This is a genomic window from Campylobacter volucris (genome assembly GCF_008245045.1).
GTDB lineage: Bacteria > Campylobacterota > Campylobacteria > Campylobacterales > Campylobacteraceae > Campylobacter_D > Campylobacter_D volucris.
Genome location: NZ_CP043428.1, coordinates 597,387 through 621,797 on the forward strand (window position 1 = coordinate 597,387; position 24,411 = coordinate 621,797).

Sequence of the window (24,411 nt, forward strand, 5' to 3'; positions counted from 1 at the left end):
AATTAACATTATTTTACCTAAAATTTTATAATCTTTAGTTTTCTTTTGTGGAGTTTTTTTCATTCTTTTGGACTTTTTGTTTGAGTTTTTTATAAATTTCACAATTTTGCATTAAATAAGCATCATTACCAATTGCAGCAATTTTGCCTTTATCAAGCACAGCTATTTTATCAGCATTTTCTATGGTGCTTAGCCTATGAGCGATAATAAGTATTAAATGATTATGTTTTAATTCTTCAATGGTTTTTACTATAGCTTTTTCACTTTCATTATCTAAAGCTGAAGTAGCTTCATCAAAAATTAAAATTTGTGGGTTTTTATACAAAGCTCTTGCAATAGCTATGCGTTGTTTTTGTCCACCTGATAAATTTTTACCATGCTCTTGTAATAACATATGAATTCCTCCAAGATCTTGAACAAATTCATAAGCATTAGCTTGTTTTAATACTTCTATAATTCTTTCTTCGTTGTATTCTTTTGCATAAGCTATATTTTGAGCAATGGTATCGTTAAAAATATAAATATTTTGAGTCACTAAAGAAATATGCTCTCTTAAGCTTGTTATATCAAACTCACTTATGTCTTTTTGATTGATTAAAATTTCTCCGCTATTTTTTTCATAAAAATACATCAAAAGATTAATAATTGAAGATTTTCCTCCGCCACTTGATCCAACTAAAGCTAAAATTTCTCCTTTATCAAAAGAAAAATTAATATCTTTTAAAACTAATTTATCTTCATAATAGCTCAAAGAGACATTTTTAAAACTTATATTTTGAATGTTTTCATTGATGATATGATTGCCACCTTTGATTTTTGGTTCTAAATCTAGTAGATAAAAAGTTCTCTCACTTGCTGCAACTGCAATTTGCAACCTTGTAAATAAAGATGAGAGTCTTTTAATAGGGGTGTAAGCTAAAAATAGTGCAGTTAAAAAGCTAAAAAATGCACCAATGGTTAAATTGCCTTCTATGACTTCTTTTCCACCAACGATAATTACAATTGCAACTCCAATTGATCCCATAGTTTCCATAAAAGGACTACTAAGAGCTTCTATCCTAATTCCTCGTAGGGAAAATTTGCAAACTTCATCATTGCTTTTGCTAAATTTTTGCATTTCATTGTTGTTGGCATTAGAAGCTTTTATGAGTTCTATATTAGAAAAAATTTCACTAAGTCTAGCAATTAAATCTGAATTTTTTTCTTGAGTATTACGACCTATTTTTTTAATCTTTTTGGCAAAAATTGCAAGAGGTATGATGGCAAGTGGAAGCACAATTAAGGCAAAAAAAGCTAATTTTGGACTTTGATAAATTACTACACTTAAAAGTCCTATGGTTGAAATGCTTTCTCGTAAAATTTCTGGAATGATAGTAGAGACTATATTTTGCAAAGCACCAATATCTGAAGTACATCTGCTAATTAGCTCCCCACTTTTGTGTTTTTGAAAAAAATTCATATCTAAACGCAAAATATTATTTAAAACAAGTTCTCTTAATCTTCTTAATATATCCATACCAACATAGGAAATATAATAAGTTTGCATATAAGTTCCAAGATTTTTTAAAAAATAAATCACTATTACAAAAAGTGGCATATAATAAAGCAAATCAATATTTTTTTCTATGAAAATTTTATTTAAAATAGGCTCTATAATATAAGCACTAGCAGCAGTTCCTCCACTAGCTAAAAGCATTCCTAAAATAGCTAATGCGAAATAAAACCAATATTCTTTATAATAAGGCTTAAAACGACTCAAAACTTCTTTGAGCTTCATTTCTTTATAATTTTTATTCATTTTTTTCCCATACAACGCCATTTGGCGTATCCATTAATAAAATATTTTCTTTGGCTAAATCATCGCGGATTTGATCAGCTAAGGCATAGTTTTTTGCTTGTTTGGCTTCATTGCGCAAAATAATTTGTTTTTCTATTTTTTCACATTCTTCTTTGCTAATGCCAAATTGAAAATATTTTATAGTGTCTATTTTTCCTATGCCAAAAATAAAACCAAGCTCGTGCAAAATTTCGCTACTTAAATCCTTATATGTTTTATCTTTTGGATTTTTATCTAAATAATTATTGCATTCATTAATAAATTCATCCATAAGAGCTAAGGCTTTAGAGCTGTTTAAATCATCATTTAAAGATTCTATAATGCTTTTGGTGATTGGATTTTTAAATTTAGGTTTTAAATCATCAAAGGCATTTAAATTTAAGCGTTTTTTCAAACGATAAAATTTATCAAGTCTTTTTTTAGAACTTTTTAAATCTTCTAAAGAATAATTAAAATTAGCCCTATAATGAGAACTTAGTAGATAAAATCTAATTGCTTCTGCGCAAAATATTTTTAAAGAATCTTTTAAAAAAAAGCTATTACCCAAGCTTTTACTCATTTTTTCGCCATTAATTTGTACAAAACCATTATGAAGCCAAAAATTTGCTAATTCATAATTATTTTTACAACGACATTGACTTGCTTCATTTTCATGATGAGGAAAAAGAAGATCCATTCCGCCAGCATGGATGTCTAATTTATCTTTGTAAATACTTTCTATCATTACAACACATTCTGTGTGCCATCCAGGCCTACCAGTGCCAAAAATAGCAGGATAAAATTTTTCATCAAATTTCCATAATACAAAATCACTTGGATTTTTTTTAGTATTATTTTCCTCTAAACGAGACTTTGTATCTTCTAAATTTCTATTTGATATGCAAAAATATTTTTTATCTTTGCTTGTATCAAAATAAATTCCATCATCAAGTTTATATGCAAAATCTTTATCTAACAAATTTTGAATATAATCAATCATTTCTTTAATATAAGCTGTAGCTTTTGGTTTGTAGTTTGGCTCTAGGATGTTTAAAGCTTGCATATCATTTTCATAACTTTGGATATAAAAATTTGTAATTTCTTCTAAGCTTTTTTTACTTTCTTGCATTTTTTTTAAAATTTTATCATCAATATCTGTGTAATTTCTTGTAAAAATCACTTCATAATCATTAGCTATCAACACTCTTTGTAATAAATCAAAACAAACACTACTTCTAGCATGTCCTAAATGTGCATCATCATACACAGTAGGTCCGCATAAATAAATATATACTTTATTTTTTTCTTTAGGAACAAATTGGCATTTTTTCTTTTGGACACTATCAAACAAGATCATAAAAATAAACCTTTAAAAAAATGATAACAATAAATCAAAAATTTTATCAAAACACTTTTACTTTCATATAGCACAAAAGCAAAAAAACTTAAAAAGATAAAGCTTAACACCCAAAATTTAATCCTAAGTATAGCCAAAAGATTTTTAAAACCAAATTCTTTTATATTTGCAAAAAGTAGATAAAAAGCACTGATAGAAGATGCTAAGGCTATACCCAAACTTTTATATTCATCTTCTTTTATAAGTAAGATAATAACTATGCTAAAAAAAGCTGATATAAATAAAGTTTTAAAAGCAATAATAGCAGCTGTTTTTTGTTTAAATTTTGCATATAACCACAAAGAAAATAATTTTTGCAAACCAAATGGTAATAATCCTAAAAGATAAGCTTGTAACAACAATGCAGTAATGATAGTATCTTGTTCGTTAAAATTTCCTCGTTGGAATAAAAATTCAACAATTTCTTTGGCTAAAATTATTCCTACAATGGTGGCTAAGATCAGCAATATACTTAAATATTCTAAGGCTTTTTGCATAAATATCAAGGCTTTATTTTCTTCATTTGCTTTTAAGTGTTTTAAAATTTTAGGAAAGCTTACTTGGCTTAAAGCTATTGCAAATAAGGCCAAAGGAAGCTGAAAAACTCTATTGGAATAATACAAATACGAAATACTTCCTGCCATTAAAAAACTTGCAATAGTAGTATCAAGTAAGGAGCTAAGTTGATTTGCAGAAGAACCTAAAAGTCCATGCATAAAAGTAGAGTGAAATTTATCAAGTTTTGCTTTTGTTCTTTCAAATTTAATACTAAAAAACATACTTTTTAAAATTTTAGTATTTTTTAAAGCAATTATATGCCATATAAGTTGAGCAACTCCGCTTAAAACAGTTGCATAAGAAAAATAATACAAAGCTTTTAATGGCTCTTCTTTGCTGACAAAAAATCCAGCTATAACTACAAAAAGATTAAAAAAAGAAGCAGAAAAAGAAGTGATGAAAAACTTTTGCTTGTAATTTAACAAAGCACCCAAAAAAGTGACTAAAAATATAAAAAATAAATACCAAAAATTAATCGAAACCAAAGGAGCGGCTAATAATATAGTTTCTTGGTTAAATCCAAAAGCAAATATTTTTGTAAAAAAAGTAGAAAAAAAACTAACTAATACACAAAGTAAAAAAACAATGATGCTAAATTGAGCCAAGACATTAAGACAAAAAGCACCTTTTTTGCTAGCTTTTAAAAAACTTGGCAAGAATGCTTGCCCAAAAGCACCTTCTGCAAAAATTCTTCTAAAAAATGCCGGCATTTTAAGAGCTACAAAAAAAATATCACTATATACGCCAGCACCTAAGTATAAAGCTAAGATAATATCTCTTAAAACACCTAATACTCTTGAAAATAAAATTCCAAAAGAATTGATAATAAAATTTTTAAAAATAATATTTTTTTTCATTGATTTTTATTCTTTAAATGTTATCTTGTATATTGTAAAATTTTTATATAAATAATTTTAACGAAATTTTGATTTTATTTTAGCTACAATCAATTTTTTAATATATAAAAATTTATGAAAGTTTTGAATATATGAAAGAAAATGCGATTTTATATACCAAAGATCCTTATAAAGAACTTTTATCGTTTGCTCTTGCAAATAAAATTGATGCTAAAAATTTAGATTTTAAGCTTTTAAGTTTTAACACTTCTTATACTTTTGATAATCAAACTTGGCATAAAGTAAATGAGCAACAATTGCAAATTTTTGAAGAAGATGAAAATTTTTTAAATCCAAATTTAAATATAGAACAAGAATATAAAATTCAAATTGATACAAAAGCAAATATTGCAAGTTCTAAAATAAATGTAGAATTAAAAACCGATGAATTATGCACTTTTTTAAAAGCTATTGTAAAAGCTAATGAAAATATTTCATATCATGAAAAAATTGCCTTAGATGTTTTTGAAGCTGTTTATAAACAGATGATAAAAGAAGGATTTTTACTTGGATTTAGAATTTTTGATTTTAAAAAACAAATTATCAATTTTAATGCAAAAGTTAAAGAAAAAAAAGCATTTAATTTTGAGATAGAATTTGAAGTGAGTAAGGGTTTAAAACCACAAACTAGCATTGATGAAAAAATTATTTTTCATTATCTTGAAAAATTAAAAAATCTTGATGATATGATGAATAGAAACTATGTGGCTCCTGTGGGAAAAGATGAGCTTGCTATAGAAAGGATAAAACCCAAAGATGGAAAAGAGGGTAGGGATTTAAAATTTAAATTTTTAAAATCTTTACCACCTAAACTCAATGAAGAAAAAATAAGTGTTTCTAATAATTTTGAAATCAAAGAAGATGAAGAAAGTATAAAGTATATAGCAAAAAAAGATGGTTTTATTATAGTTAATAATTCTACATATGAAATAGAAAATCATTTAGAACTTAAAAAGGTAGATTTTAAAAGCACTGGTTCTATTTGGGCGGGATTAGATAAACAAGTGAGTATTGTTGTTAAAAATACTAATTTATTAGAAGAGGCTGTAGGACCTAGGATAACCCTAGAAGCTCAAGAACTTGAAGTAGTAGGAAATATAGCTCAAGAATCCACCTTAAGAGCTAAAAAGCTTTTGCTTAAAGGTAGTATGCATCAAAAAAGTAAAATTTATGGAGAAAATGTTGAGGTAGATATCTTAAAAGGATATTGTAAGGCAAATGAATTTAAAGCTGAAGGCTTAGAAAATGGAATTCTTAGAGCAAAAAAAGTTAATATCAAAAAAGCTATGGGTGGAGAGATTATCGCAGATGAAATTTATATAGAAGAACTTTTTAATAATTGTGTGTGTAGTGCAAAAAAACTTATACATATAGGTAAAGTTCAAGGAACTGGTAATAAACTAATTATAGAGCATGCTAAAATTTTTGAGCAAGATGGCAGTGGTGAAGTATTATTGCAAAATTTAGAAAATAATAAAATTGAGCAAGAAAAAACCAAAAATGAATTAGAAGAAATAAGACATACCATCCATGTAAGTAAAGATTCTGTAAAGCTTTTACAGCAAAAGGCAAAAGAATTTATGGCCGCTAAAAAACCTATACCACAAGCTTACAAAAGCACGATTAATGATTATAATCACAAAATAGAACTTTTTAATCATTTAAAAATCACACTAGAAAATTTGATAGAGCAAGAAAAAGATGGTATTGAAAAATTAAAAAAAGTTCAAGAAGAATTGTTAGAAGCAAAAATTATTAATAAAAATGGCGATTGGGCGGATTTAAATGAAATTAAATTTAAATTATTATATCCAAGTAAAGAATTAACTTTTTCTCCTCAAAAAGAAGAAAAAATTCAATGCCTGCAGTTAATAAAAATAGGTGAAGATGATACAAGTTATGAAATTCGCACACTTGCTACTTATAAGGAAGATCAATGATAGTTGCAATAGAAGGTCAAATAACCAAAAAAGATCCTACTTTTGTATTTTTAAAAACATCAAATGGAATAAGTTATGGAATTAATGTATCTTTATTTTGTTCTGCAAAATTTAATAAAAATGACAAAATAGAATTATTAATAACTCAAATTATCAAAGAAGACTCTCATAAACTTTATGGATTTTTAGATATAAATGAGCAAAAAATGTTTGAATTGTTGATTAAAATTAGCGGAATTGGAGCAACTACTGCTATGGCTGTTTGCTCAAGTTTGGATACAAATGCATTTTATACAGCATTGCAAAATGGCGACGAGAATGTGTTTAAAAAAGTTCCAGGCATAGGGTCAAAAAGCGCTAAAAGAATTATCGCAGAATTAAGCGATGCTAAAATAAATATTGAAAATTCAAATCCAGCACATTCTCAAGCTTTAGCAGCATTACTTTCTTTAGGATTTAAACAAGAAAATATTTTAAAAGCTTTAAGTGCTTGTCAAAATTTAGAAACTAGTGAGCTTATAAAAGAAGCTTTGAAAAAATTAGCATAAAAAGGATATTGATGGTATATGGGATTATTTTTGGTGCAAATTCATACGAGCATGAAATTAGCATAGTAAGTGCAGTGGTCTTAAAAAAAGTCTTAAAAGCTCAAAAAAAATTTATATTTTGTGATGATAAAAAAGAATTTTATCTTATTGATGAAGCCAAAATGAATGCAAAGACTTTTAGTAGTGGTGCATATAAAAAGGAAAAACAATTGATTTTAAAGCAGGGTGGTTTTTTTATCAAAAATTTACTTGGCGATAAAAAAGTTGAAGTAGATATGATGATTAATATCGTTCATGGTAAAGACGGAGAAGATGGTAAAATAGCTGCTTTATTGGATTTTTATGGTTTAAAATACATTGGTCCAAGATTAGAAGCTAGTGTTTTATCTTTTAATAAAATCTTTACAAAGCTTTATGCAAAAAGTGTTGGGGTTAAAACTCTTGATTATAAGGTTTTAAATTTACATCAAGATAAAAATGAAAATATTAATTTTCCTTGTATTTTAAAACCTGCAAGACTTGGTAGTAGTATTGGTATTAGTATAGTTAAAAATGAAGAAGATTTTAAATATGCAAAAGATATTGCTTATGAATTTGATGATGATATCGTGGTTGAAAATTTTATAAGCAATATAAAAGAATACAATCTTGCAGGATGTATGATCAATGATGAATTTTGTTTTTCTATGATAGAAGAACCTAAAAAAAATGAAATTTTAGATTTTGAGCAAAAATATTTAGGTTTTTCAGAGAGTAATAAAATTAGCGAAGCTGATATTAGCGAGGAATTAAAACAAAAATTAAAAGATAATTTTAGTAAAATTTATAATCCTTTATTTAAAGGTGCTTTAATTCGTTGTGATTTTTTTGTGATTGATGATGAGGTTTATTTAAATGAAATTAATCCAAATCCAGGTTCATTAGCTAATTATCTTTTTGAAGATTTTACTCAAATTATAAATACACTAGCAAAAAATATTAATCTTGAAAAACAAATTAAGATTGATTATAAATTTTTACATAATATTAATGGACAAAAAGGTAAATTATAATTATGACCACTTTTAGCAAAGATGAAATTTATACTGCAACTGAAGTGGTAAGAAATTTTAGCACCATACTTGAAAAAACTAAAAAAAGTGAAAATGGTAGGCTTGTTATAGTTAAAAATAATAAATTTGAAGCTGTTTTGCTTAGTTTTGAAGAATATGAGCGTTTGAGTGAAGCTGTAATGCTTTTAGAAAATATTTATAAGCAAAAGGCAAACGATGGCAAAGACTAGAGTGTATTCTAATGGCTATTTTTATAATCTAAGTTATGAAATTTTAAATTTACAATGCAAAAATACCATGCTTATCTTACATGGTTGGGGAGCTAATAAAGAGCTTATGAAACAAGCTTTTGGCCAATATTTAAAAGATTACAAACAAATTTATCTTGATTTGCCTGGTTTTGGTAATTCAAGCACCGATGTAGCTATGGATTCTTATGCTTATGCAAGAGTTGTAGAGGATTTTATAAAAACTCTTGAAATTAAGGTCGATTTTTTAATGGGTCATTCTTTTGGTGGAAAAGTTGCTACTTTGATGTGTAAGCAACATGCTTATAAGGGTTTGATTTTGCTTTCTAGTGCGGGTGTGGTTTTGCCAAAAAGTTTTAAGGTTAAATTTAAAATTGCACTTTTTAAAATTTTAAAACATTTTCCATATAGCGATAATATTAGAAAATTTTTCATCAGTAAAGATGCTCAAGGTATGAATGAGATTATGTATGAAACTTTTAAAAAAGTTGTCAATGAAAATTTAGAGCAAGAATTTCAAAGCTTATCTAATCCTATTTTGATTTTTTGGGGCAATGAAGATAAAGCCACGCCGTTAAAAAGTGGAGCTATAATACATTCTTTAGCAAAAAAAGGAAAATTTTATTCTTTAGAAGGCGATCATTTTTTCTTTTTAAAGCATGCTCAATTTATCAGTGAAACAATCGATAAGGAATTTGCAATTAATGCTTGAAATTATTTCTTTTTTGAGTTTAAATTTTATTATAGGTTTTTATTTGATTTTGGCTTTGCAATGGTATTCTTATAAATTTAGTAGGATTTTCTTGCATTTTGCTAAACCTTTGTGGCATGTATATTTTATCTTTATTCCATATGTATTTTTTATTTTTTCTTTATATATCAATAATTTTTTACCATATTTAATCGCGTTTGTATGTTGTTTGGCTTATGGTGTGTATTTATATAAAAATTTAGATAAAAAATTAGTTTTTACAGCTAGAATTAAACGATATTTTTTGTGTTTGTTTGTATTTAGTGTAGTTTTTGTAAATTTTCATTATTTAGGATTAGAAGCATTAATCTGTGCTTTTGTATGCAGTTTTTTAATAGAAAAAATCAACCAATTGTATTTTATACAAAAGGCTAAGAAAAAAATTTTTGCAAATGATGATTTAAAGATTATTTTAATTACCGCAAGTTTTGGTAAAACAAGTATAAAAAATTTTTTATATGAACTTTTAAAAGAGCAATATATTTGCTATAAAACCCCACGAAGCGTAAATACTTTTTTAGGAATTATCAAAGATATAAACGAAAATTTAAATCCAAATACTCAAATTTACATAGTTGAAGCAGGTGCTAGAAAACAAAATGATATTTTAGAAATCACTCAATTTTTAAATCCTCAATTTTGCATAGTAGGGGAGATAGGTTTGGCTCATCTTGAGTATTTTAAAACCCGAGAAAATATACGCAAGACTAAATTAGAAGCATTAAATTCAAAGCGTTTGGAAAAATATTTTCTTCACTCAAGTACTTTATATAAGGATGAATTTTATGATAATTTTTTAACTCAAGTGCAAGCTAGTTTAGATGGATTGCAATTTAAGATGAAACTTGATAATCAAGAATATAGTTTTTACACGCCATTACTTGGAGCTTTTAATGCTTATAATTTAAGTGCGTGTATAGCGATGAGTTATTATTTAAAAGTGGATATAAATGATATTGTTAAAAATGTGGCTAAATTAAAACCTGTAGAGCATAGATTGGAAATTATTTCAAAAGAGCCTAAATTTATCATTGATGATGGTTTTAATGGAAATTTTAAAGGTATGAGTCAAAGTTATGAGCTTTGTAAAACTTATCAAGGTCGTAGAGTGCTTGTCACACCTGGTATAGTTGAAGTTAATGAAGAAGAAAATATCAAGCTTTGTAAGATTATTAACGAGTGTTTTGATTTTGTGATTATCACTTCAGAAGTAAATAGTCAAATTTTAAACAAATACATCGAGCTTGAAAATATTGTTTTAAAAGATAAAACTAAATTGGTAGAAACTTTGGCTAATTTTACAAAAAATGGAGATTTGATTTTATTTTCAAATGATGCACCAAGTTTTATGTAAGAATGTTTGGCTTAAAAAGGCCAAACAGTTTCCATAAATTTTGTTCCCCAAGGTTTGCGGGTAGATTTGTCTATATCGCCTTCGGTTTTATAAAGAATTTTTGCATCAGCAATGTATTTACTATCTATCATATTATCTTGAGAAATATCATAAGGTCTTATAACGCCACTAAGTTGGATAATTTGTTTTTCACCATTTATCAAAAGCTCTCTACTTCCTTCTATGAAATAATTTCCATTAGATAATACTTTGATTACTCTTGCTGAAATGGTTGTTTGGAAATTTTCACTTCTAGTTTGAGTTCCTGTGCCTTGATATTGTGAAGTGCTAGCAGTTTTGTAGCCTACATTGGTATAATCATTTAAAAAATCCCTTGCTTTGCTAAGTCCAGCTCCTGTTGTGATTTGTCCACCGCCTAAATTGACATTGTTGTTTTTGCTAGTGGCTTTAGAGCCTTGTGAATTTTGTGTAGCAGTTTCTCTAATTACTACAGTTACTAAGTCATTTACATTCATAGCTTTTTTATCAGAAAATAATGGATTATCTCCTTTTCCAAAAAGCGAGCCAGGATTGGTTTGCGTGTTATGATTTTGCTTTGGTGCAAGTTCTTCTACATAAGCAGGTGGTTTCATGTTAATATGTGGATCTACCGTAGCGCTACAACCAATCATTACCAAAGGTAACATATATAAACTAACATTTTTAAATTTCATAAATTATAACCTTATCTTAGTATGATGAATTTTAAAATTATTATATTACAAAAAAACAATTAATTTGCTAAAAAGAAGGAAATGATGAATTCAGTTTTTATTTTAAATTATGATGAAAAATTAGTTCATTCTTGTATTGATAAAATCAATACCGATGTTGTTTTTTATTTTCCAGTTTTAAACAATTTCGTCAAAGAAAAAGTAGAAAAATTATGTCATGATAAACAAATTAATTTTAATTTTTCTTATACTTTTGATAATGAAAATTACAAAACAATTATGGTAAAAAATTCAAGCGATTTTTTTAAAAAAATCATAGAAGATTTTGAAAAAATTAAAGCAAATCATCATACAATAAGCTTTGGCGTGTATGATTTTGGATTAATGGGTGATTTAAATTTAAATATATCTTTGGCTAAAGAATTAAATACTCCTTTATACGCAAAAGAAAACAAAGATTATGAAATTTTACATTTTTTATTAGAGCAAAAATTAAAAAATTTTGTATTGTTAAAAAATGATGAAGATTTTTCTTTGATTGATTCTTATACTTATAAAACAAAGGCAAGATTTTCCTATGAGCTTTTTGAAAAAGCAAAGTCTAATAAAAAAACCATAGTTTTACCAGAAAGTTTTGATGAAAGAATTTTAAGAGCAAGTGAATTTTTAGTGCAAAATGATATTGTTGATTTGATTTTGCTCGGTGATAGTAATGAAATTTGTTCTAAAGCCAATGCTTTAAATATTAAAATTGATGGTGTGCGTATTATAAATCCAAAAAATTCACAATATAATGAAGAATTTGAAGAACTTTTATATGAAGCAAGGAAAAATAAAGGTATGAGCAAAGAAGAGGCAAAAAATCTCATCCAAGATAAAACATATTTTGGTACTATGTTGGTTCATACTAACAAAGCTCATGCTATGGTAAGTGGAGCAAGCACCACAACAGCACAAACTATACGCCCAGCTTTACAACTTATTAAAACTAAAAGCGATGTGAGTTCTGTTTCAGGTATGTTTTTTATGTCTTTAGAAGATCAAGTGTATGTCTTTGCAGATTGTGCGGTTATGCCAAATCCTACTTCTGAGCAGCTTGCAGAGCTTGCATATGTGAGTGCAAATAGCGCAAAAGCTTTTGGACTTGATCCAAAAGTAGCCTTGCTTTCATATTCTAGTGGTGATAGTGGTAGTGGAATAAGTGTAGATTTGGTAAAAAAAGCTGTAGAAATTGCAAAAGAAAAGTATCCACAATATTTAATTGATGGTCCTATACAATTTGATGCAGCAGTAGATATAATGACTGCAAAAAGCAAAATGCCAAATTCTAAAGTAGCAGGTCATGCTAATGTATTTATATTTCCAGATTTAAATGCTGCAAATATATGCTATAAAGCAGTTCAAAGAACAGCTAATTCTTTAGCCATAGGTCCAGTTTTACAAGGTCTTAAAAAGCCAGTAAATGATTTAAGCAGGGGTTGTTTGGTTGAAGATATTATTAATACTGTAGTTTTAAGTGCAATTCAAGCGCAAGAATAAGGAGAAAAATGAAAATTTTAGTTTTAAATTCAGGTTCTTCATCGATCAAATTTAAGCTTTTTGATAATGATGAAGCGATAGCTTCGGGTTTGGTTGAAAAAATAGGTGAGAAAATCTCAAACATAGAATTAAAAAATTTGAAAACTTCAGAAAAAATTCAAAGAGAATTAGCCATAAAAAATCACGAAGAGGGAATAAAACTTGTAAATGAGTTATTTGCTCAAAGTGGAATTTTAAGTGATTTAAGTGAGCTTGATGGTTGTGGGCATAGGGTTGTTCATGGAGGTTCAAATTTAACCAAACACTGCATTGTTAATGATGATGTTTTAAAAGAAATTGAAAGAATTTCTCATATGGCCCCACTACATAATCCTGCGCATTTAGTAGGCATTAAAACTATGATGAGTGCTGCTAAAAATGTTCCAAATGTAACAGTTTTTGATACAGCTTTTCATCAAAGTATGCCAGATTATGCTTATATGTATGCACTTCCTTATGAATACTATGAAAAACATCAAATAAGAAAATATGGATTTCACGGGACTTCGCACTCTTATGTGAGTAAGCAAGCTGCTAAGATGCTTGGTAAAGATATAAATGATTTTAATGCAATTAGTGCTCATTTGGGAAATGGCGCTAGTGTTTGTGCTATAGAAAATGGAAAATGTGTTGATACTTCTATGGGTTTAACTCCTTTAGAGGGATTAATCATGGGAACTAGATGTGGTGATATGGATCCAGCTGTATTACCTTTTTTATCTAAAGAATTAAATTTAAGCACCGATGAACTTGATGTTATTATGAATAAAAAAAGTGGTGTATATGGAATTTGTGGTTATAATGATTTTAGGGATATACATGCGCAAATTGAACAAAATGATGATAAAGCAAGACTTGCTTTAGATATGTTTTGTTACCGATTAGCTAAGTATATTGGTTCATATTATGCTATTTTACCTAGAGTAGATGCATTAATTTTTACTGCAGGTATAGGAGAAAATGACTCCAAAGTAAGAGAAAAAGTGTGTAAAAGATTAGAGCATTTAGGCTTTAAAATTGATACAACTAAAAATGCAAATTTAAGAAGTGGGCAAATTAGCCAAGAAAATTCTAATATAGATATATTGATAGTTCCTACTGAAGAAGAATTAGAAATTGCAAAAATTACAGCAAATCTTATAAATTGTAGATAAAATCTTGAGTAAAATTACTCAAGATTTGGTTTAAAATGCAGGTATTACTGAGCCATTGTATTTTTGATTGATATAATCTTTTACTTTTTGACTTTGCAAAGCTTGGCTTAAAGCTTTAATTTTCTCATCATTTTCATGACCTTCTTTTATAACAAGTATATTTACATAAGGGCTTTGACCATCTTCGATTAAGACACTATCTTTAGCTGGATTTAAATCCGCTGATAAAGCATAATTTGAATTAATAACCGCAAAATCTACATCTTCTAAAGATCTTGGAAGTTGAGCTGCTTTTAATTCTACAAATTTGATTTTTTTAGGATTATCAATGATATCAACAGGGGTTTTTAAAGCACTATCTTTAAATTTAACTAAACCCGCTTTTGCGATAATATCTAAAGCTCTACTTTCATTTGTTGGATCATTTGGCACAGCTATAGTCGCACCGTTTGGTAATTCATCAATACTTTTAAATTTTTTAGAATAAACAGCCATTGGTTCTATATGAACTGCTGCAACTTTTACTAGTTTGGTTCCTTTATTTTTGTTAAATTCTTCTAAATAAGGTATGTGTTGGAAAAAATTTGCATCAATTTCGCCACCATCAACCGCTAAATTAGGTAAAACATAATCAGTAAATTCTTTAATTTCTAGCTTGTATCCTTTTTGTTCTAAATCAGGTTTGATTTGTTCTAAAATTTCTGCATGAGGAACAGGAGTAGCAGCTACGGTGATGATTTCGCTAGCAAATAAACTTGCACCTAAAAGTGTATTTAAAGCAATAAATTTTAATAAATTCATGATTGCTCCTTTTGATAAATTTTGATATGCTTTAGATTATAATATAAAAATATTAATAAGATAATTTAGGTTTGTTTTACTTATTTTTGTGAATTTGAGACATTTTTTTTAATTGTTTAATGAAGATAAAATATCCTCCTTTACGCCAATTTTTTTGAGCGCGTATGAGTTTTTTACCTATTTTATAAGAATATGAGCGTTTATTTTGCAAGCCTTCGGTAGGATAATCTTCATAAGTTTTCAAAGGAGGCAATTTAAGATGAGGATTATTTTTAATATCTTCTTGGAATTTTTTAGCAATATTTTTATGTTGGTAATAAATTCTTAAAAGTGTATAAGGGAGTAAAAAAATCTTTTTTTTATTTTTTGCTGCATCTATGATGGCATATCCTAGTTTATATGAAAGATGGTATTTGATTCTTTGTTTAGCTTGTTTTTTATCTATTTGAATTTTTCCTTGATATTTACTTCCGCCAAGTTCTTGCCATTGCTCATAGTATTTTTGCCAACTTGGCCAAGTTTGATTGCATAATGAGCTATTCCAAAATCGACTATTGGTCCCACTTGCATGCACTAAAGAAGCATTTTGCATCATATTGGTAAGATAATGAGTGCTTCCTGTGTATTTATCTTTTAAATTTTTGACTTTAAAATTATTTTGCAAAAGCATTAATGAAAATACGCCCTGATCTTGAACATTGAATTTATTTTTTGATAAATAAGTGTAGATGAAATTATAGCATTTTAATGGATCTTCTATAAGATCAGTAAAAACCAAAATACCTGTTTGATAAACACATTTATTAGGATAATTATTTTCTAAAGGTAATGCGGTTTTAATCAAAGTTTTGCCTAATCTTGCTCCAAAATGATATTTTTTACTTCGCAAACGATAAAGTTCGCTAATATCTTTTAACAACAATACATCAAAATCAAGATAAATAATACACTCGCATTCATGTAAAAACTTAAATGCTTCAAATCTAGCAAAAGCCATATGAGTCCATCTTTTAATAAAAAACAAATCTGAAATTTTATCTTGGCTTTTGTCTTGATTTATAAGTTTAGTAAAATGTTCTTGGGTAAATAGTATAAATTTAATAGTTTTATTTTTGACAATTTTTTTCATTATGTCTTGATCTTGAGTGGAAAAACCATCATGGATGATATAAAATATATCTATTTTTTCACTCATTACATCCATAATGTTAATGAGTAAAGTTCCTATTGTAAAACTTGAATTTTTAGTTGCAGCCAGTAAAATTCCTAGTTTGTATTTCATAAATTATCTTTTTGTTATTTTATAGAGTAAATTTCCTATTAATTGTATGATTTGCACTAAAATGATTAAAATTATTACAGTTTGTATCATGATTTGGGTGTTAAATCTTTCATAACCATAGCGTATAGCCACATCTCCTAAACCTCCTCCTCCAACAGTTCCTGCCATAGCAGAAAAACCTACAACTACGATTAAAATCATGGTTGTACCATTAATGATACTTGGAAGTGCTTCATTAAGCATGACTTTAAAAATGATTTGAGTTTTACTTGCTCCATAAGATCTTGCAGCTTCTATAATGCCTTGATCAATTTCCTTAAAAGCACTTTCTATCATCTTAGCTAAATACGGAGCTATTCCTATAGTAAGAGGGACTATAGTTGCTGTTGTTCCAATGCTCATACCAACGATATATTTAGTAAATGGGCTTAAAACTACAATTAAAATCAAAAATGGAAAAGATCTTAATATGTTAATGATAAAATCAAGCACATTATAAATACTTTTATTTTCACATAATCCTCCTTTATCTGTAACGGTAAGCATTATAGCAGGGATTATAGCGATTAAAAAAGCCAAAAAAGTCGAAACAAAACTCATATATAAAGTTTCTAACAAAGCTGGATATAAAATATTTTCAAAATTGATTAAAATGGTTTCTAAATTCATACAAGCTCCCAAATCACGCCATTATTTTGTAAATAATTCAATACATTTTCTTGATCTTTAGGTGAAATATTGATAACTAAATTACCCAAAGCATTATTGTTTAATTTTTCAATTTTTCCCCATACTATATTAAAATCTATATTTAAGGTTCTAGCCATATGGGTAATAATGCTTTGATTTGCTTTTTCTTTGCAAAAATAAAGTCTAATATTTACTCCATTTTGAGGTAAAAATTCATTTTCTCCTAAAAATTCACGCATTTTTTGACTAGGTTTTAAAAATAATTCTTCAACTTTTCCTTTTCCTATGATTTGTCCATGTTCAAGTAAAACAGCTTTATGGGCTATTTGTTTTACTGCTTCCATTTCATGGGTTACCAAAATAACACTTATATTAAATTCTTTATTAATTTGTGCAATAAGCTCTAAGATATTATTTGTAGTATTAGGATCTAAAGCTGAAGTTGCTTCATCGCTTAATAAAATTTTAGGATTTAAGGCTAAAGCTCTTGCTATAGCCACTCTTTGTTTTTGTCCGCCACTTAATTGTGCTGGATAAGAATGGCTTTTATTGCTAAGTCCTACAAGCTCTAAAAGCTCTGTGACTCTTTTTTGTATATTTGTTTTGCTAAACCCATGAATTTCTAAAGGCATGGAGATATTTTCAAAAATATTTTTACGACTCATTAGAGCAAAATGTTGAAAAATCATACCTATATCTTTTCTAAATTCTCTAAGTTGTTTTTCTTTAAGGGTTTTAATTTCTTGATCAAAAACCTTAACGCTACCATCTTGATAACTTTCTAAACCATTAATGCATCGTAATAAAGTGGATTTTCCAGCTCCACTATGCCCAACAAGTGCATAAATTTCACCTTTTGAAACTTCTAGAGATACATCATTGATGACTAAGTCTTTTCCATAGTATTTTTTTAAATTTTGTATTTTTATCACTTATTTAACCTTGTAAATTAGAAATTTCTTCACAAATTTTATCTAATTGTGATTTTATAGTATCTAGTTGATTTTTATTTTGTTCTACAACTTGCGTTGGTGCATTTTTAATAAAATTTTCATTTTTCATCATTGCATCAAGCTTATTAAATTCTTTTTCGAGTTTTGTTTTTTGATTGTTCAAACGATTTAAAATTCCACTTAAATCTAAATCTTGTGTAGGAATGAAAACTTCTAATTTTTCACTTACATCTCTGATTGATTTTTCTATATTTTTATCAACCAATTCAATTTGTTCACATTTTGCAAGAGTAGTGATGAAATTAGTATAATTTTTAAGTTGCTCGCTCAAAGAAAAATCGTTTAATTTTATATAAGCTTTTTGAATTTTTGTATTAGCTAAATCTACTAAAGTTTTAGCACGACGCACAGAAACTATACTTTCAATGATAATATTAAATAAATCTTCTATTTGTTTATCTTGAGAAGTAAATTCAGGATATTTAGAAATCATAATAGATTCATGTGTATGGATGGAAGTTTTGCTAAGCTCATGATATAAATATTCACTAATAAATGGCATAAAAGGATTTAAAAGTTTTAGTGCTTCTTTAAAAATACTTCCAAGTTCTTTTATGCTTGATTTTTCAGCTTTGCTAAGTTCAATACCCCAATCGCAAAATTCATCCCATAAAAATCTATATAAAGTATTTGCTGCATCATTAAAACGATAATTATCTAAATTTTCTCTTACCTCTTTAACACAAAGATTAAAACGAGAAAGTATGTATTTTGCTAATGTTGATTGGATTTGATTTGGATTTAAATCTTCAAATTTTTCTTCATTTAAAAGTAAAAATTTGCTTGCATTGTAAAGCTTGTTTGTAAAATTTCTAACTTGCAAAAGCTTGTCATTACTTAACTTAATATCTCTTCCTTGGATTGCAAGCAAGGCTAGGGTAAAGCGCAAAATATCAGCACTATATTCTTCTACACTTTCAACTGGATCTATGACATTGCCTAAAGATTTGCTCATTTTTCTACCTTGCTCATCTTTTACAAGAGCATGTAAATAAATATCTTTAAAAGGAAGTTCATTTAAGGCATTGGTGCTTTGAAACATCATTCTAGCAACCCAAAAAAATAAAATATCAAAACCAGTGATCAATAAAGAATTAGGATAAAAATCTTTCAAATCGCTTTCATTCCAAAGGGTGTTTTTACCCCATTCTTTATTGCCCCATCCTAAAGTACTCATTGCCCAAAGTCCTGATGAAAACCAAGTATCTAATACATCTTGATCTTGTTTGAAATTACTACTTTGACATTTTGGACAAGAAGTAGGAGTTTCTTCGCTTGCCCATTCATGTGAGCATTGACAATAATACACAGGAATTTGATGACCCCACCAAAGCTGTCTTGAAATACACCAATCTTTCAGCTCTCTCATCCAAGCATTAAAACTATTAATCCAATGCGAAGGATAAAATTTGCTTCCACCTAGATTAACCTTTTCTATGCTTTCTTTAGCAATTTCATTTTTCACAAACCATTGTTTGGAAATATAGGGCTCAACAATATTTTTACAACGATAGCAATATCCAACTTGATTGGTATAATCTTCTATTTTTTCTACAAAACCTTTTTCTTCTAAGGTTTTAACTATTTCATCTCTAGCTTTTAATCTTTCTTTGCCTTTAAAATTTAAACAATGCTCGTTTAAAATTCCTTTTTCATCAAAGATAGTAATAAATTCAAGATTATGTCTTAATCCAACTTCATAATCATTTACATCATGAGCGGGGGTTACTTTTACAGCTCCTGTTCCAAATTCCATATCAACATGCTCATCAGCAATGATTTTGATCTTTTTATTGATTAAAGGTAAAATGGCATATTGTCCTATTAGATTTTTATATCTTTGATCATTTGGATTAACCATAATAGCACTATCGCCAAAATATGTTTCAGGCCTTGTTGTAGCAACTACTATATAAGAATTGCTATTTTCTAAAAAATATCTTAAATGGTATAATTTTCCTTTGTTTTCTTTGTGTTCTACTTCTATATCACTTAATGCACCATCGTGTGTGCACCAATTTACCATATAATTTCCACGAACAATAAGTTTTTTGTTATAAAGATCTACAAAGGCTTTTTTTACAGCATTAACTAAACCCTCATCCATAGTAAAACGCAAACGACTCCAAGCAGGAGTGATGCCTAAAATTCTCATTTGTTTTACTATGGTTCCACCGCTTTGTTCTTTCCATTCCCAAACTTTTTTTATAAATTCTTCTCTTCCTAATTCTTCTTTGGTTATACCTTGAGCTAAAAGCTGTTTTTCTACTACATTTTGAGTTGCAATACCTGCATGGTCAAGCCCTGGTTGATAAAGTGTTTTGTATCCATCCATTCTTTTATAGCGAGTTGTGATATCTTGCAATGTACAAGTTAGAGCATGCCCTATGTGTAAAACACCTGTTACATTTGGTGGAGGCATCATGATACAAAAATTTTTATCTTTTTTTTGAATTTTTTTATTACCATCTATTTCAAAATATCCACGCTCTTCGCAAATTTTATAATATTCTTTTTCTAGTGATTTATCATACATAATGTTTACCTTAAAGAAGAGATGTAAAATTGCTATATTAGCTTAAAAATATTAAAGAAGTTTTGAAATTGATGTAGAAATTAGTTATAAAAACTAATTTCTACTTTACGATTGTCTTGTCTTTGTTGATCAGATTTATCTTTTAGTGGGTATTGATCTTTACCTAAAGATTGAATTTGCACTACCTCTGTGAAAGTAAAGAAATGTTTTGCGACATTCATTGCTCTATTTAAGCCTATCATATAGTTTGCAAAAGAACTTCCTCTATCATCTGCATAACCTTGAATTTTCACTCTTTTGATGATATCTTCTCTTGCTAAACTTTGATTGATTTTTTCAAGTATGTCTTCATTGCTATAATCACTATAGCCATTTCTGTCAAATAAGAATTTAGAATCTTTTATATCCATATTAACATATTTGTATTTTTTCTTATTTTTATCAAAAATAATATCTTTATTATAAATACTTAAATTCATATTGTCATTTGGAAGCATTTGGATAAAAATAGTTAAATTATAATCTTTTGAATTTTCAGCAATAGGGCGAATCATTTCATTTAAAAGTCCAATTCTATAATCACTTAAAGTTTTGCCATTTAAAACATAAACTTTTACAAAATCACTGCTTAATCTACTTTCATATCTACTTGTTTTGCCTTTTTCGATGTATTCTTGCATAGTGCTTTTATATTGTGATTTTGAGCTAGTAGGTTTTTGTTTAAAAGAGCTAGTTTGTTCTTCTTTGGTAGAATTTTTTATTGGTTTGGATTCTTCTTGGGTAGGATTTGTTGGTTTTTCGTTATTTATAATTTCTTCTTTTTTGCTTGTATCATCTTTTAAATTATTATTTATATTTGCGGTGTTGTTTGAATTTTCTTGTACTTCTTGAATAGAAGGTGTTTGAGTTAGTTCATTTGTCTCATTAGTGTAAGAATTTAAATTTTGATTATAGGTATTATTGTTTTGAGTGTTATAGCTATAATCTTGATTTGTGCTTGAGTAATTTTTATATGAATTATTTTCTTTTGCATAATCATACACATAAGTTTTTTCATCATCAAAATACCACACATAAAAACCAATACTTGCACCAAGCAATATTATTAAAGCTACACCTAAAGCAATAATACTTTTCATTTTAAATCCTTAAATTGTTATTTATAGTTTTTGATAGAATTTTCTAAAATTTGACTTGCTTTTTCAATTCCAGCAAATTCTTTTACTTTAACCCATTTGTTAGGTTCTAAAATTTTATATGTTTCAAAGAAATTTTTGATTTTATCTAAAGTTGCTTTTGGCAAATCGTCTAAACTTTTAATACTGTCATATCTTGGATCTATTTTGCTTACAGGAACAGCAAGTAATTTTTCATCCATTCCGCTTTCATCTTCCATAAGCAATACACCAATCAAACGACAAGGAATTACAGCTCCAGCTTGTATAGGGTATTCATTTAATACTAAAACATCAATAGGATCTCCATCATCTGCTAAGGTATTTGGTATAAAACCATAATTTGCAGGATAAAACATCGCTGAATACATCACGCGATCAACCATTATAGCACCACTTTCTTTATCAAGTTCGTATTTGATGTTTGAGCCATATGGAATTTCTATTAGGGCATTTAATTTGTTTGGATTTTCTCCAATTTTAATTTTACTAATATCCATTTTGTATCCTTTATTTTAATAAACTTTGAATTAATTTTTTCATATCAGCTACTATAGCTTCTATGCTTCTTTCGCCATTAATGCTAAAATGTAAATTTTCTTTAGAATAAAAATTTATAATTTCTTTTAAAGGTTCTAAATAAACTTTCATTCTATTGTTAAACACTTCTTCGTTATCATCAGAGCCTCTAGCACGGCCTAAAACTCTTTCTCTAGCTACTTCTTCGCTTACTTGAACTTCAATTACACCTTTTAAAACAACTTCATTTTGTGTTTTTAAAACTTTATCAAATTCTAACATTTGCTCAAGACTTCTTGGGTAACCATCTATTAAAATAGTATTGGTTGGAGCATTTTTTAATGCTGTAATGATAGTATTTACAACTACATCTAAAGGCACTAAATTTCCTTTGGAAATAAAACTATCGATTAATTTTCCAAGTTCGCTACCACTTGCTACTTCTTCTCTTAATAAATCGCCAGTAGAATAATGAGTGATATTTACATCATCTTGAGCTATGATGCTTGCATCTGTTGTTTTTCCACTACCTGGTGCGCCGATGATTAAAAACAATTGTTTCATTTGATATTCTCCCTTAATTTAATCCCTAATTCTCTCATTTGTTCATTACTAACTTCGCTTGGAGCTTGAGTCATAAGACATTGTGCTCTTTGAGTTTTAGGAAAAGCAATAACTTCTCTAATGCTTGAAGATTTAGTCAAAAGCATGATTAATCTATCAAGGCCTATGGCTATTCCACCATGTGGAGGAGCACCAAAACTTAAAGCATCAAGTAAAAATCCAAATTTCTTTCTTTGCTCTTCTTCGTCAATATTTAAAAGCTTAAATACTTTTTGTTGAATAGGGCTTTTATGAATTCTTATACTTCCACCGCCTAATTCTACTCCATTTAAAACCACATCATGAGCAATAGAATTAATTTCTTCCAAATCTTGCTCATCTATATTTTTTGGCATTGTAAAAGGATGATGCATTGCTGAGTAACTTCCATCATCATTTTGTTCAAACATAGGAAAATCAACAACCCATAAGAATTCTAATTTTTCTTCATCGATGATATTCATTTCATTAGCTAAGAAAATTCTAAATCTACCCATATAATCTAAAACAGTTTTTTTAGCCCCAGCTCCAAAAAATACCACATCGCCAACTTCTAACTCACATCTTTTAAGTAGGGTATTTAAATCATCTTCGCTAAAGAATTTGCAAAGTGGTCCTTTTGGCCCATCTTCTTTCATTTGTATAAAAGCAAGCCCTCCTGCTCCAAATTTACGCACAAATTCTTCAAATCTTTGCATTTGTCTTTTTGAAAAAATTGTATCTCCCTTTGGAACTCTTAAAGCTTTGATGCGATTTTTCTTAGTGTCTTTGGCTATATTGGCAAAAATTTCGTTATTTGATTTCGCAAATATATCGATCACATCAATAAATTTCATATCAAATCTTAAATCAGGCTTGTCAGAACCATAATTTTCCATAGCTTCTTTATAACTCATTTGTCTAAAAGGTATAGTGATTTCTTTTCCACAGGCTTTAAATATATCTTTGAGTAAATTTTCAGCCATATTGATAATATCTTTTTGCTCACAAAAACTCATTTCAATATCAATTTGAGTAAATTCAGGCTGGCGATCTGCCCTTAAGTCTTCATCTCTAAAACATTTTGCTATTTGAAAATAGCGATCAAAACCTGAACACATTAAAAGCTGTTTAAAAAGCTGAGGGCTTTGAGGTAGGGCATAAAATTCGCCTTGATGCACGCGAGATGGCACTAAATAATCCCTAGCACCTTCTGGTGTTGCTTTGGTTAAAATAGGAGTTTCAACTTCTAAAAATCCCATATTAGCTAAAGAATTTCGAGCAGCGATACAAGCTTTTGATCTTAAAGCAAAATTATCATATAATTTTTTACTTCTTAAATCCAAAAATCTATATTTTAATCTTAGCTCTTCATTTACACTTTCATCGCCTATTGCAAAAGGTATGACTGAACTTTCATTTTCTATATTTAGCTCATTAATAACAACTTCAATCTCGCCTGTTTTTAATTTAGGATTAATTAATCCTTCTCCGCGAGGTCTGATTTTACCTTTTGCAATTAAAACATATTCATTTCTTACGCTAGAAGCTATATTATGTGCTTTTTGATTATCCGCAGGATCGCAAACTAATTGTATTAATCCTGTGCGATCTCTAAGATCGATAAAAATCACACCGCCATGATCGCGATAAGAATTTACCCAACCACATAATGTCACTTCTTCGCCGACATTTTTAATATCAAGATCTGTATTGTAATGAGTTCTCAAAATTTTTCCTTAAAAGCTGTGATTTTGTTTTAATAAATTGTAATTATATTATTTTATTCTTTATGCTTAGCTAAGTTTT

At 28.1% G+C, this 24,411-nt stretch carries 20 protein-coding genes and 1 pseudogene; 8 read left to right on the forward strand and 13 right to left on the reverse strand.

From position 1 onward, the window contains the following. Positions 1-34: 34 nt before the first annotated feature. Genes CVOLT_RS03185 through murJ form a run of 3 tightly spaced genes read right to left on the reverse strand, consistent with a single transcriptional unit; the run spans position 35 to position 4,627 of the window. Entirely contained in the window at positions 35-1,798 is a 1,764-nt protein-coding gene (locus CVOLT_RS03185) for an ABC transporter ATP-binding protein (RefSeq protein ID WP_039665400.1), read from the reverse strand. After that, positions 1,791-3,173 carry a cysteine--tRNA ligase gene (gene cysS / locus CVOLT_RS03190; RefSeq protein ID WP_039665401.1) on the reverse strand — a complete coding sequence of 461 codons (1,383 nt, stop codon included), beginning with the start codon at positions 3,171-3,173 and terminating at the stop codon, positions 1,791-1,793. Before cysS ends, CVOLT_RS03185 begins: the two co-directional genes overlap by 8 nt. Further along, a complete protein-coding gene (gene murJ, locus CVOLT_RS03195) occupies positions 3,170-4,627 on the reverse strand; it encodes a murein biosynthesis integral membrane protein MurJ (RefSeq protein WP_039665402.1) in 1,458 nt (485 codons plus the stop codon). Before murJ ends, cysS begins: the two co-directional genes overlap by 4 nt. A gap of 131 nt (positions 4,628-4,758) precedes the next feature. Between murJ and CVOLT_RS03200 the strand changes: the two genes are divergently transcribed. Genes CVOLT_RS03200 through CVOLT_RS03225 form a run of 6 tightly spaced genes read left to right on the forward strand, consistent with a single transcriptional unit; the run spans position 4,759 to position 10,559 of the window. Beyond that, a complete protein-coding gene (locus CVOLT_RS03200; protein WP_039665403.1) occupies positions 4,759-6,606 on the forward strand; it encodes a flagellar assembly protein A in 1,848 nt (615 codons plus the stop codon). Continuing rightward, positions 6,603-7,154 carry a Holliday junction branch migration protein RuvA gene (ruvA, locus tag CVOLT_RS03205; protein ID WP_039665404.1) on the forward strand — a complete coding sequence of 184 codons (552 nt, stop codon included), beginning with the start codon at positions 6,603-6,605 and terminating at the stop codon, positions 7,152-7,154. Before CVOLT_RS03200 ends, ruvA begins: the two co-directional genes overlap by 4 nt. Before the next feature lie 11 nt (positions 7,155-7,165). Then, complete coding sequence (locus CVOLT_RS03210) at positions 7,166-8,206, forward strand: D-alanine--D-alanine ligase (RefSeq protein WP_039665405.1); 1,041 nt, start codon at positions 7,166-7,168, stop codon at positions 8,204-8,206. Between the two features lie 2 nt (positions 8,207-8,208). Beyond that, positions 8,209-8,436 carry a type II toxin-antitoxin system Phd/YefM family antitoxin gene (locus CVOLT_RS03215; protein WP_039665406.1) on the forward strand — a complete coding sequence of 76 codons (228 nt, stop codon included), beginning with the start codon at positions 8,209-8,211 and terminating at the stop codon, positions 8,434-8,436. Continuing rightward, a complete protein-coding gene (estV, locus tag CVOLT_RS03220) occupies positions 8,423-9,166 on the forward strand; it encodes an EstV family lipase (RefSeq protein WP_039665407.1) in 744 nt (247 codons plus the stop codon). The genes CVOLT_RS03215 and estV overlap by 14 nt, the downstream gene beginning before the upstream one ends. Beyond that, complete coding sequence (locus CVOLT_RS03225) at positions 9,159-10,559, forward strand: Mur ligase family protein (protein WP_039665408.1); 1,401 nt, start codon at positions 9,159-9,161, stop codon at positions 10,557-10,559. Before estV ends, CVOLT_RS03225 begins: the two co-directional genes overlap by 8 nt. A gap of 11 nt (positions 10,560-10,570) precedes the next feature. Here the strand turns inward: CVOLT_RS03225 and flgH are convergent, their stop codons facing one another. Beyond that, a complete protein-coding gene (flgH, locus tag CVOLT_RS03230; RefSeq protein WP_039665409.1) occupies positions 10,571-11,272 on the reverse strand; it encodes a flagellar basal body L-ring protein FlgH in 702 nt (233 codons plus the stop codon). Positions 11,273-11,356: 84 nt separating this feature from the next. On the opposite strand from flgH, the gene pta reads away from it, so the two are divergent. Together pta and CVOLT_RS03240 are read left to right on the forward strand one after the other, a co-directional pair. Next, positions 11,357-12,811, forward strand: coding sequence for a phosphate acetyltransferase (gene pta / locus CVOLT_RS03235; RefSeq protein ID WP_039665410.1), 1,455 nt, complete (start codon positions 11,357-11,359; stop codon positions 12,809-12,811). 8 nt (positions 12,812-12,819) lie between these two features. Further along, complete coding sequence (locus CVOLT_RS03240; RefSeq protein WP_039665411.1) at positions 12,820-14,004, forward strand: acetate kinase; 1,185 nt, start codon at positions 12,820-12,822, stop codon at positions 14,002-14,004. Between the two features lie 30 nt (positions 14,005-14,034). Here the strand turns inward: CVOLT_RS03240 and CVOLT_RS03245 are convergent, their stop codons facing one another. The 9 genes and pseudogenes from CVOLT_RS03245 to aspS form a co-directional block, all read right to left on the reverse strand. Beyond that, positions 14,035-14,805, reverse strand: coding sequence for a MetQ/NlpA family ABC transporter substrate-binding protein (locus CVOLT_RS03245; protein ID WP_039665412.1), 771 nt, complete (start codon positions 14,803-14,805; stop codon positions 14,035-14,037). Between the two features lie 76 nt (positions 14,806-14,881). Next, a complete protein-coding gene (locus CVOLT_RS03250) occupies positions 14,882-16,087 on the reverse strand; it encodes a DUF8374 domain-containing protein (protein WP_052243162.1) in 1,206 nt (401 codons plus the stop codon). 9 nt (positions 16,088-16,096) lie between these two features. Continuing rightward, positions 16,097-16,732 (reverse strand): annotated as a pseudogene (locus CVOLT_RS03255) (methionine ABC transporter permease); the annotation flags it as partial. A gap of 20 nt (positions 16,733-16,752) precedes the next feature. Then, positions 16,753-17,709 carry a methionine ABC transporter ATP-binding protein gene (locus tag CVOLT_RS03260; protein WP_039665413.1) on the reverse strand — a complete coding sequence of 319 codons (957 nt, stop codon included), beginning with the start codon at positions 17,707-17,709 and terminating at the stop codon, positions 16,753-16,755. A gap of 4 nt (positions 17,710-17,713) precedes the next feature. Further along, positions 17,714-20,326: a valine--tRNA ligase gene (locus CVOLT_RS03265; protein ID WP_039665414.1), complete on the reverse strand. Its 2,613-nt coding sequence runs from the start codon at positions 20,324-20,326 to the stop codon at positions 17,714-17,716. Between the two features lie 80 nt (positions 20,327-20,406). Continuing rightward, positions 20,407-21,465: an OmpA family protein gene (locus tag CVOLT_RS03270; RefSeq protein ID WP_052243164.1), complete on the reverse strand. Its 1,059-nt coding sequence runs from the start codon at positions 21,463-21,465 to the stop codon at positions 20,407-20,409. Between the two features lie 17 nt (positions 21,466-21,482). Next, the gene (ppa, locus tag CVOLT_RS03275; RefSeq protein ID WP_039665415.1) at positions 21,483-22,001 is read right to left on the reverse strand and encodes an inorganic diphosphatase; all 519 of its coding nucleotides are present in this window, start codon (positions 21,999-22,001) and stop codon (positions 21,483-21,485) included. A 10-nt stretch (positions 22,002-22,011) separates the two neighbouring features. Next, positions 22,012-22,584: an adenylate kinase gene (locus CVOLT_RS03280; protein WP_039665416.1), complete on the reverse strand. Its 573-nt coding sequence runs from the start codon at positions 22,582-22,584 to the stop codon at positions 22,012-22,014. Next, complete coding sequence (gene aspS, locus CVOLT_RS03285) at positions 22,581-24,332, reverse strand: aspartate--tRNA ligase (RefSeq protein ID WP_039665417.1); 1,752 nt, start codon at positions 24,330-24,332, stop codon at positions 22,581-22,583. Before aspS ends, CVOLT_RS03280 begins: the two co-directional genes overlap by 4 nt. Positions 24,333-24,411: the final 79 nt, after the last annotated feature.

Bases quoted from the DNA above. Each gene is read 5' to 3' on its own strand.
- pta (WP_039665410.1), top strand. From the start codon at position 11,357: ATGAATTCAGTTTTTATTTTAAATTATGATGAAAAATTAGTTCATTCT.
- ruvA (WP_039665404.1), top strand. From the start codon at position 6,603: ATGATAGTTGCAATAGAAGGTCAAATAACCAAAAAAGATCCTACTTTT.
- CVOLT_RS03280 (WP_039665416.1), bottom strand. From the start codon at position 22,584: ATGAAACAATTGTTTTTAATCATCGGCGCACCAGGTAGTGGAAAAACA.
- CVOLT_RS03265 (WP_039665414.1), bottom strand. From the start codon at position 20,326: ATGTATGATAAATCACTAGAAAAAGAATATTATAAAATTTGCGAAGAG.
- estV (WP_039665407.1), top strand. From the start codon at position 8,423: ATGGCAAAGACTAGAGTGTATTCTAATGGCTATTTTTATAATCTAAGT.
- CVOLT_RS03215 (WP_039665406.1), top strand. From the start codon at position 8,209: ATGACCACTTTTAGCAAAGATGAAATTTATACTGCAACTGAAGTGGTA.
- CVOLT_RS03225 (WP_039665408.1), top strand. From the start codon at position 9,159: ATGCTTGAAATTATTTCTTTTTTGAGTTTAAATTTTATTATAGGTTTT.
- CVOLT_RS03185 (WP_039665400.1), bottom strand. From the start codon at position 1,798: ATGAATAAAAATTATAAAGAAATGAAGCTCAAAGAAGTTTTGAGTCGT.
- murJ (WP_039665402.1), bottom strand. From the start codon at position 4,627: ATGAAAAAAAATATTATTTTTAAAAATTTTATTATCAATTCTTTTGGA.
- CVOLT_RS03245 (WP_039665412.1), bottom strand. From the start codon at position 14,805: ATGAATTTATTAAAATTTATTGCTTTAAATACACTTTTAGGTGCAAGT.
- cysS (WP_039665401.1), bottom strand. From the start codon at position 3,173: ATGATCTTGTTTGATAGTGTCCAAAAGAAAAAATGCCAATTTGTTCCT.
- ppa (WP_039665415.1), bottom strand. From the start codon at position 22,001: ATGGATATTAGTAAAATTAAAATTGGAGAAAATCCAAACAAATTAAAT.
- CVOLT_RS03210 (WP_039665405.1), top strand. From the start codon at position 7,166: ATGGTATATGGGATTATTTTTGGTGCAAATTCATACGAGCATGAAATT.
- CVOLT_RS03240 (WP_039665411.1), top strand. From the start codon at position 12,820: ATGAAAATTTTAGTTTTAAATTCAGGTTCTTCATCGATCAAATTTAAG.
- CVOLT_RS03250 (WP_052243162.1), bottom strand. From the start codon at position 16,087: ATGAAATACAAACTAGGAATTTTACTGGCTGCAACTAAAAATTCAAGT.
- CVOLT_RS03270 (WP_052243164.1), bottom strand. From the start codon at position 21,465: ATGAAAAGTATTATTGCTTTAGGTGTAGCTTTAATAATATTGCTTGGT.
- flgH (WP_039665409.1), bottom strand. From the start codon at position 11,272: ATGAAATTTAAAAATGTTAGTTTATATATGTTACCTTTGGTAATGATT.
- CVOLT_RS03200 (WP_039665403.1), top strand. From the start codon at position 4,759: ATGAAAGAAAATGCGATTTTATATACCAAAGATCCTTATAAAGAACTT.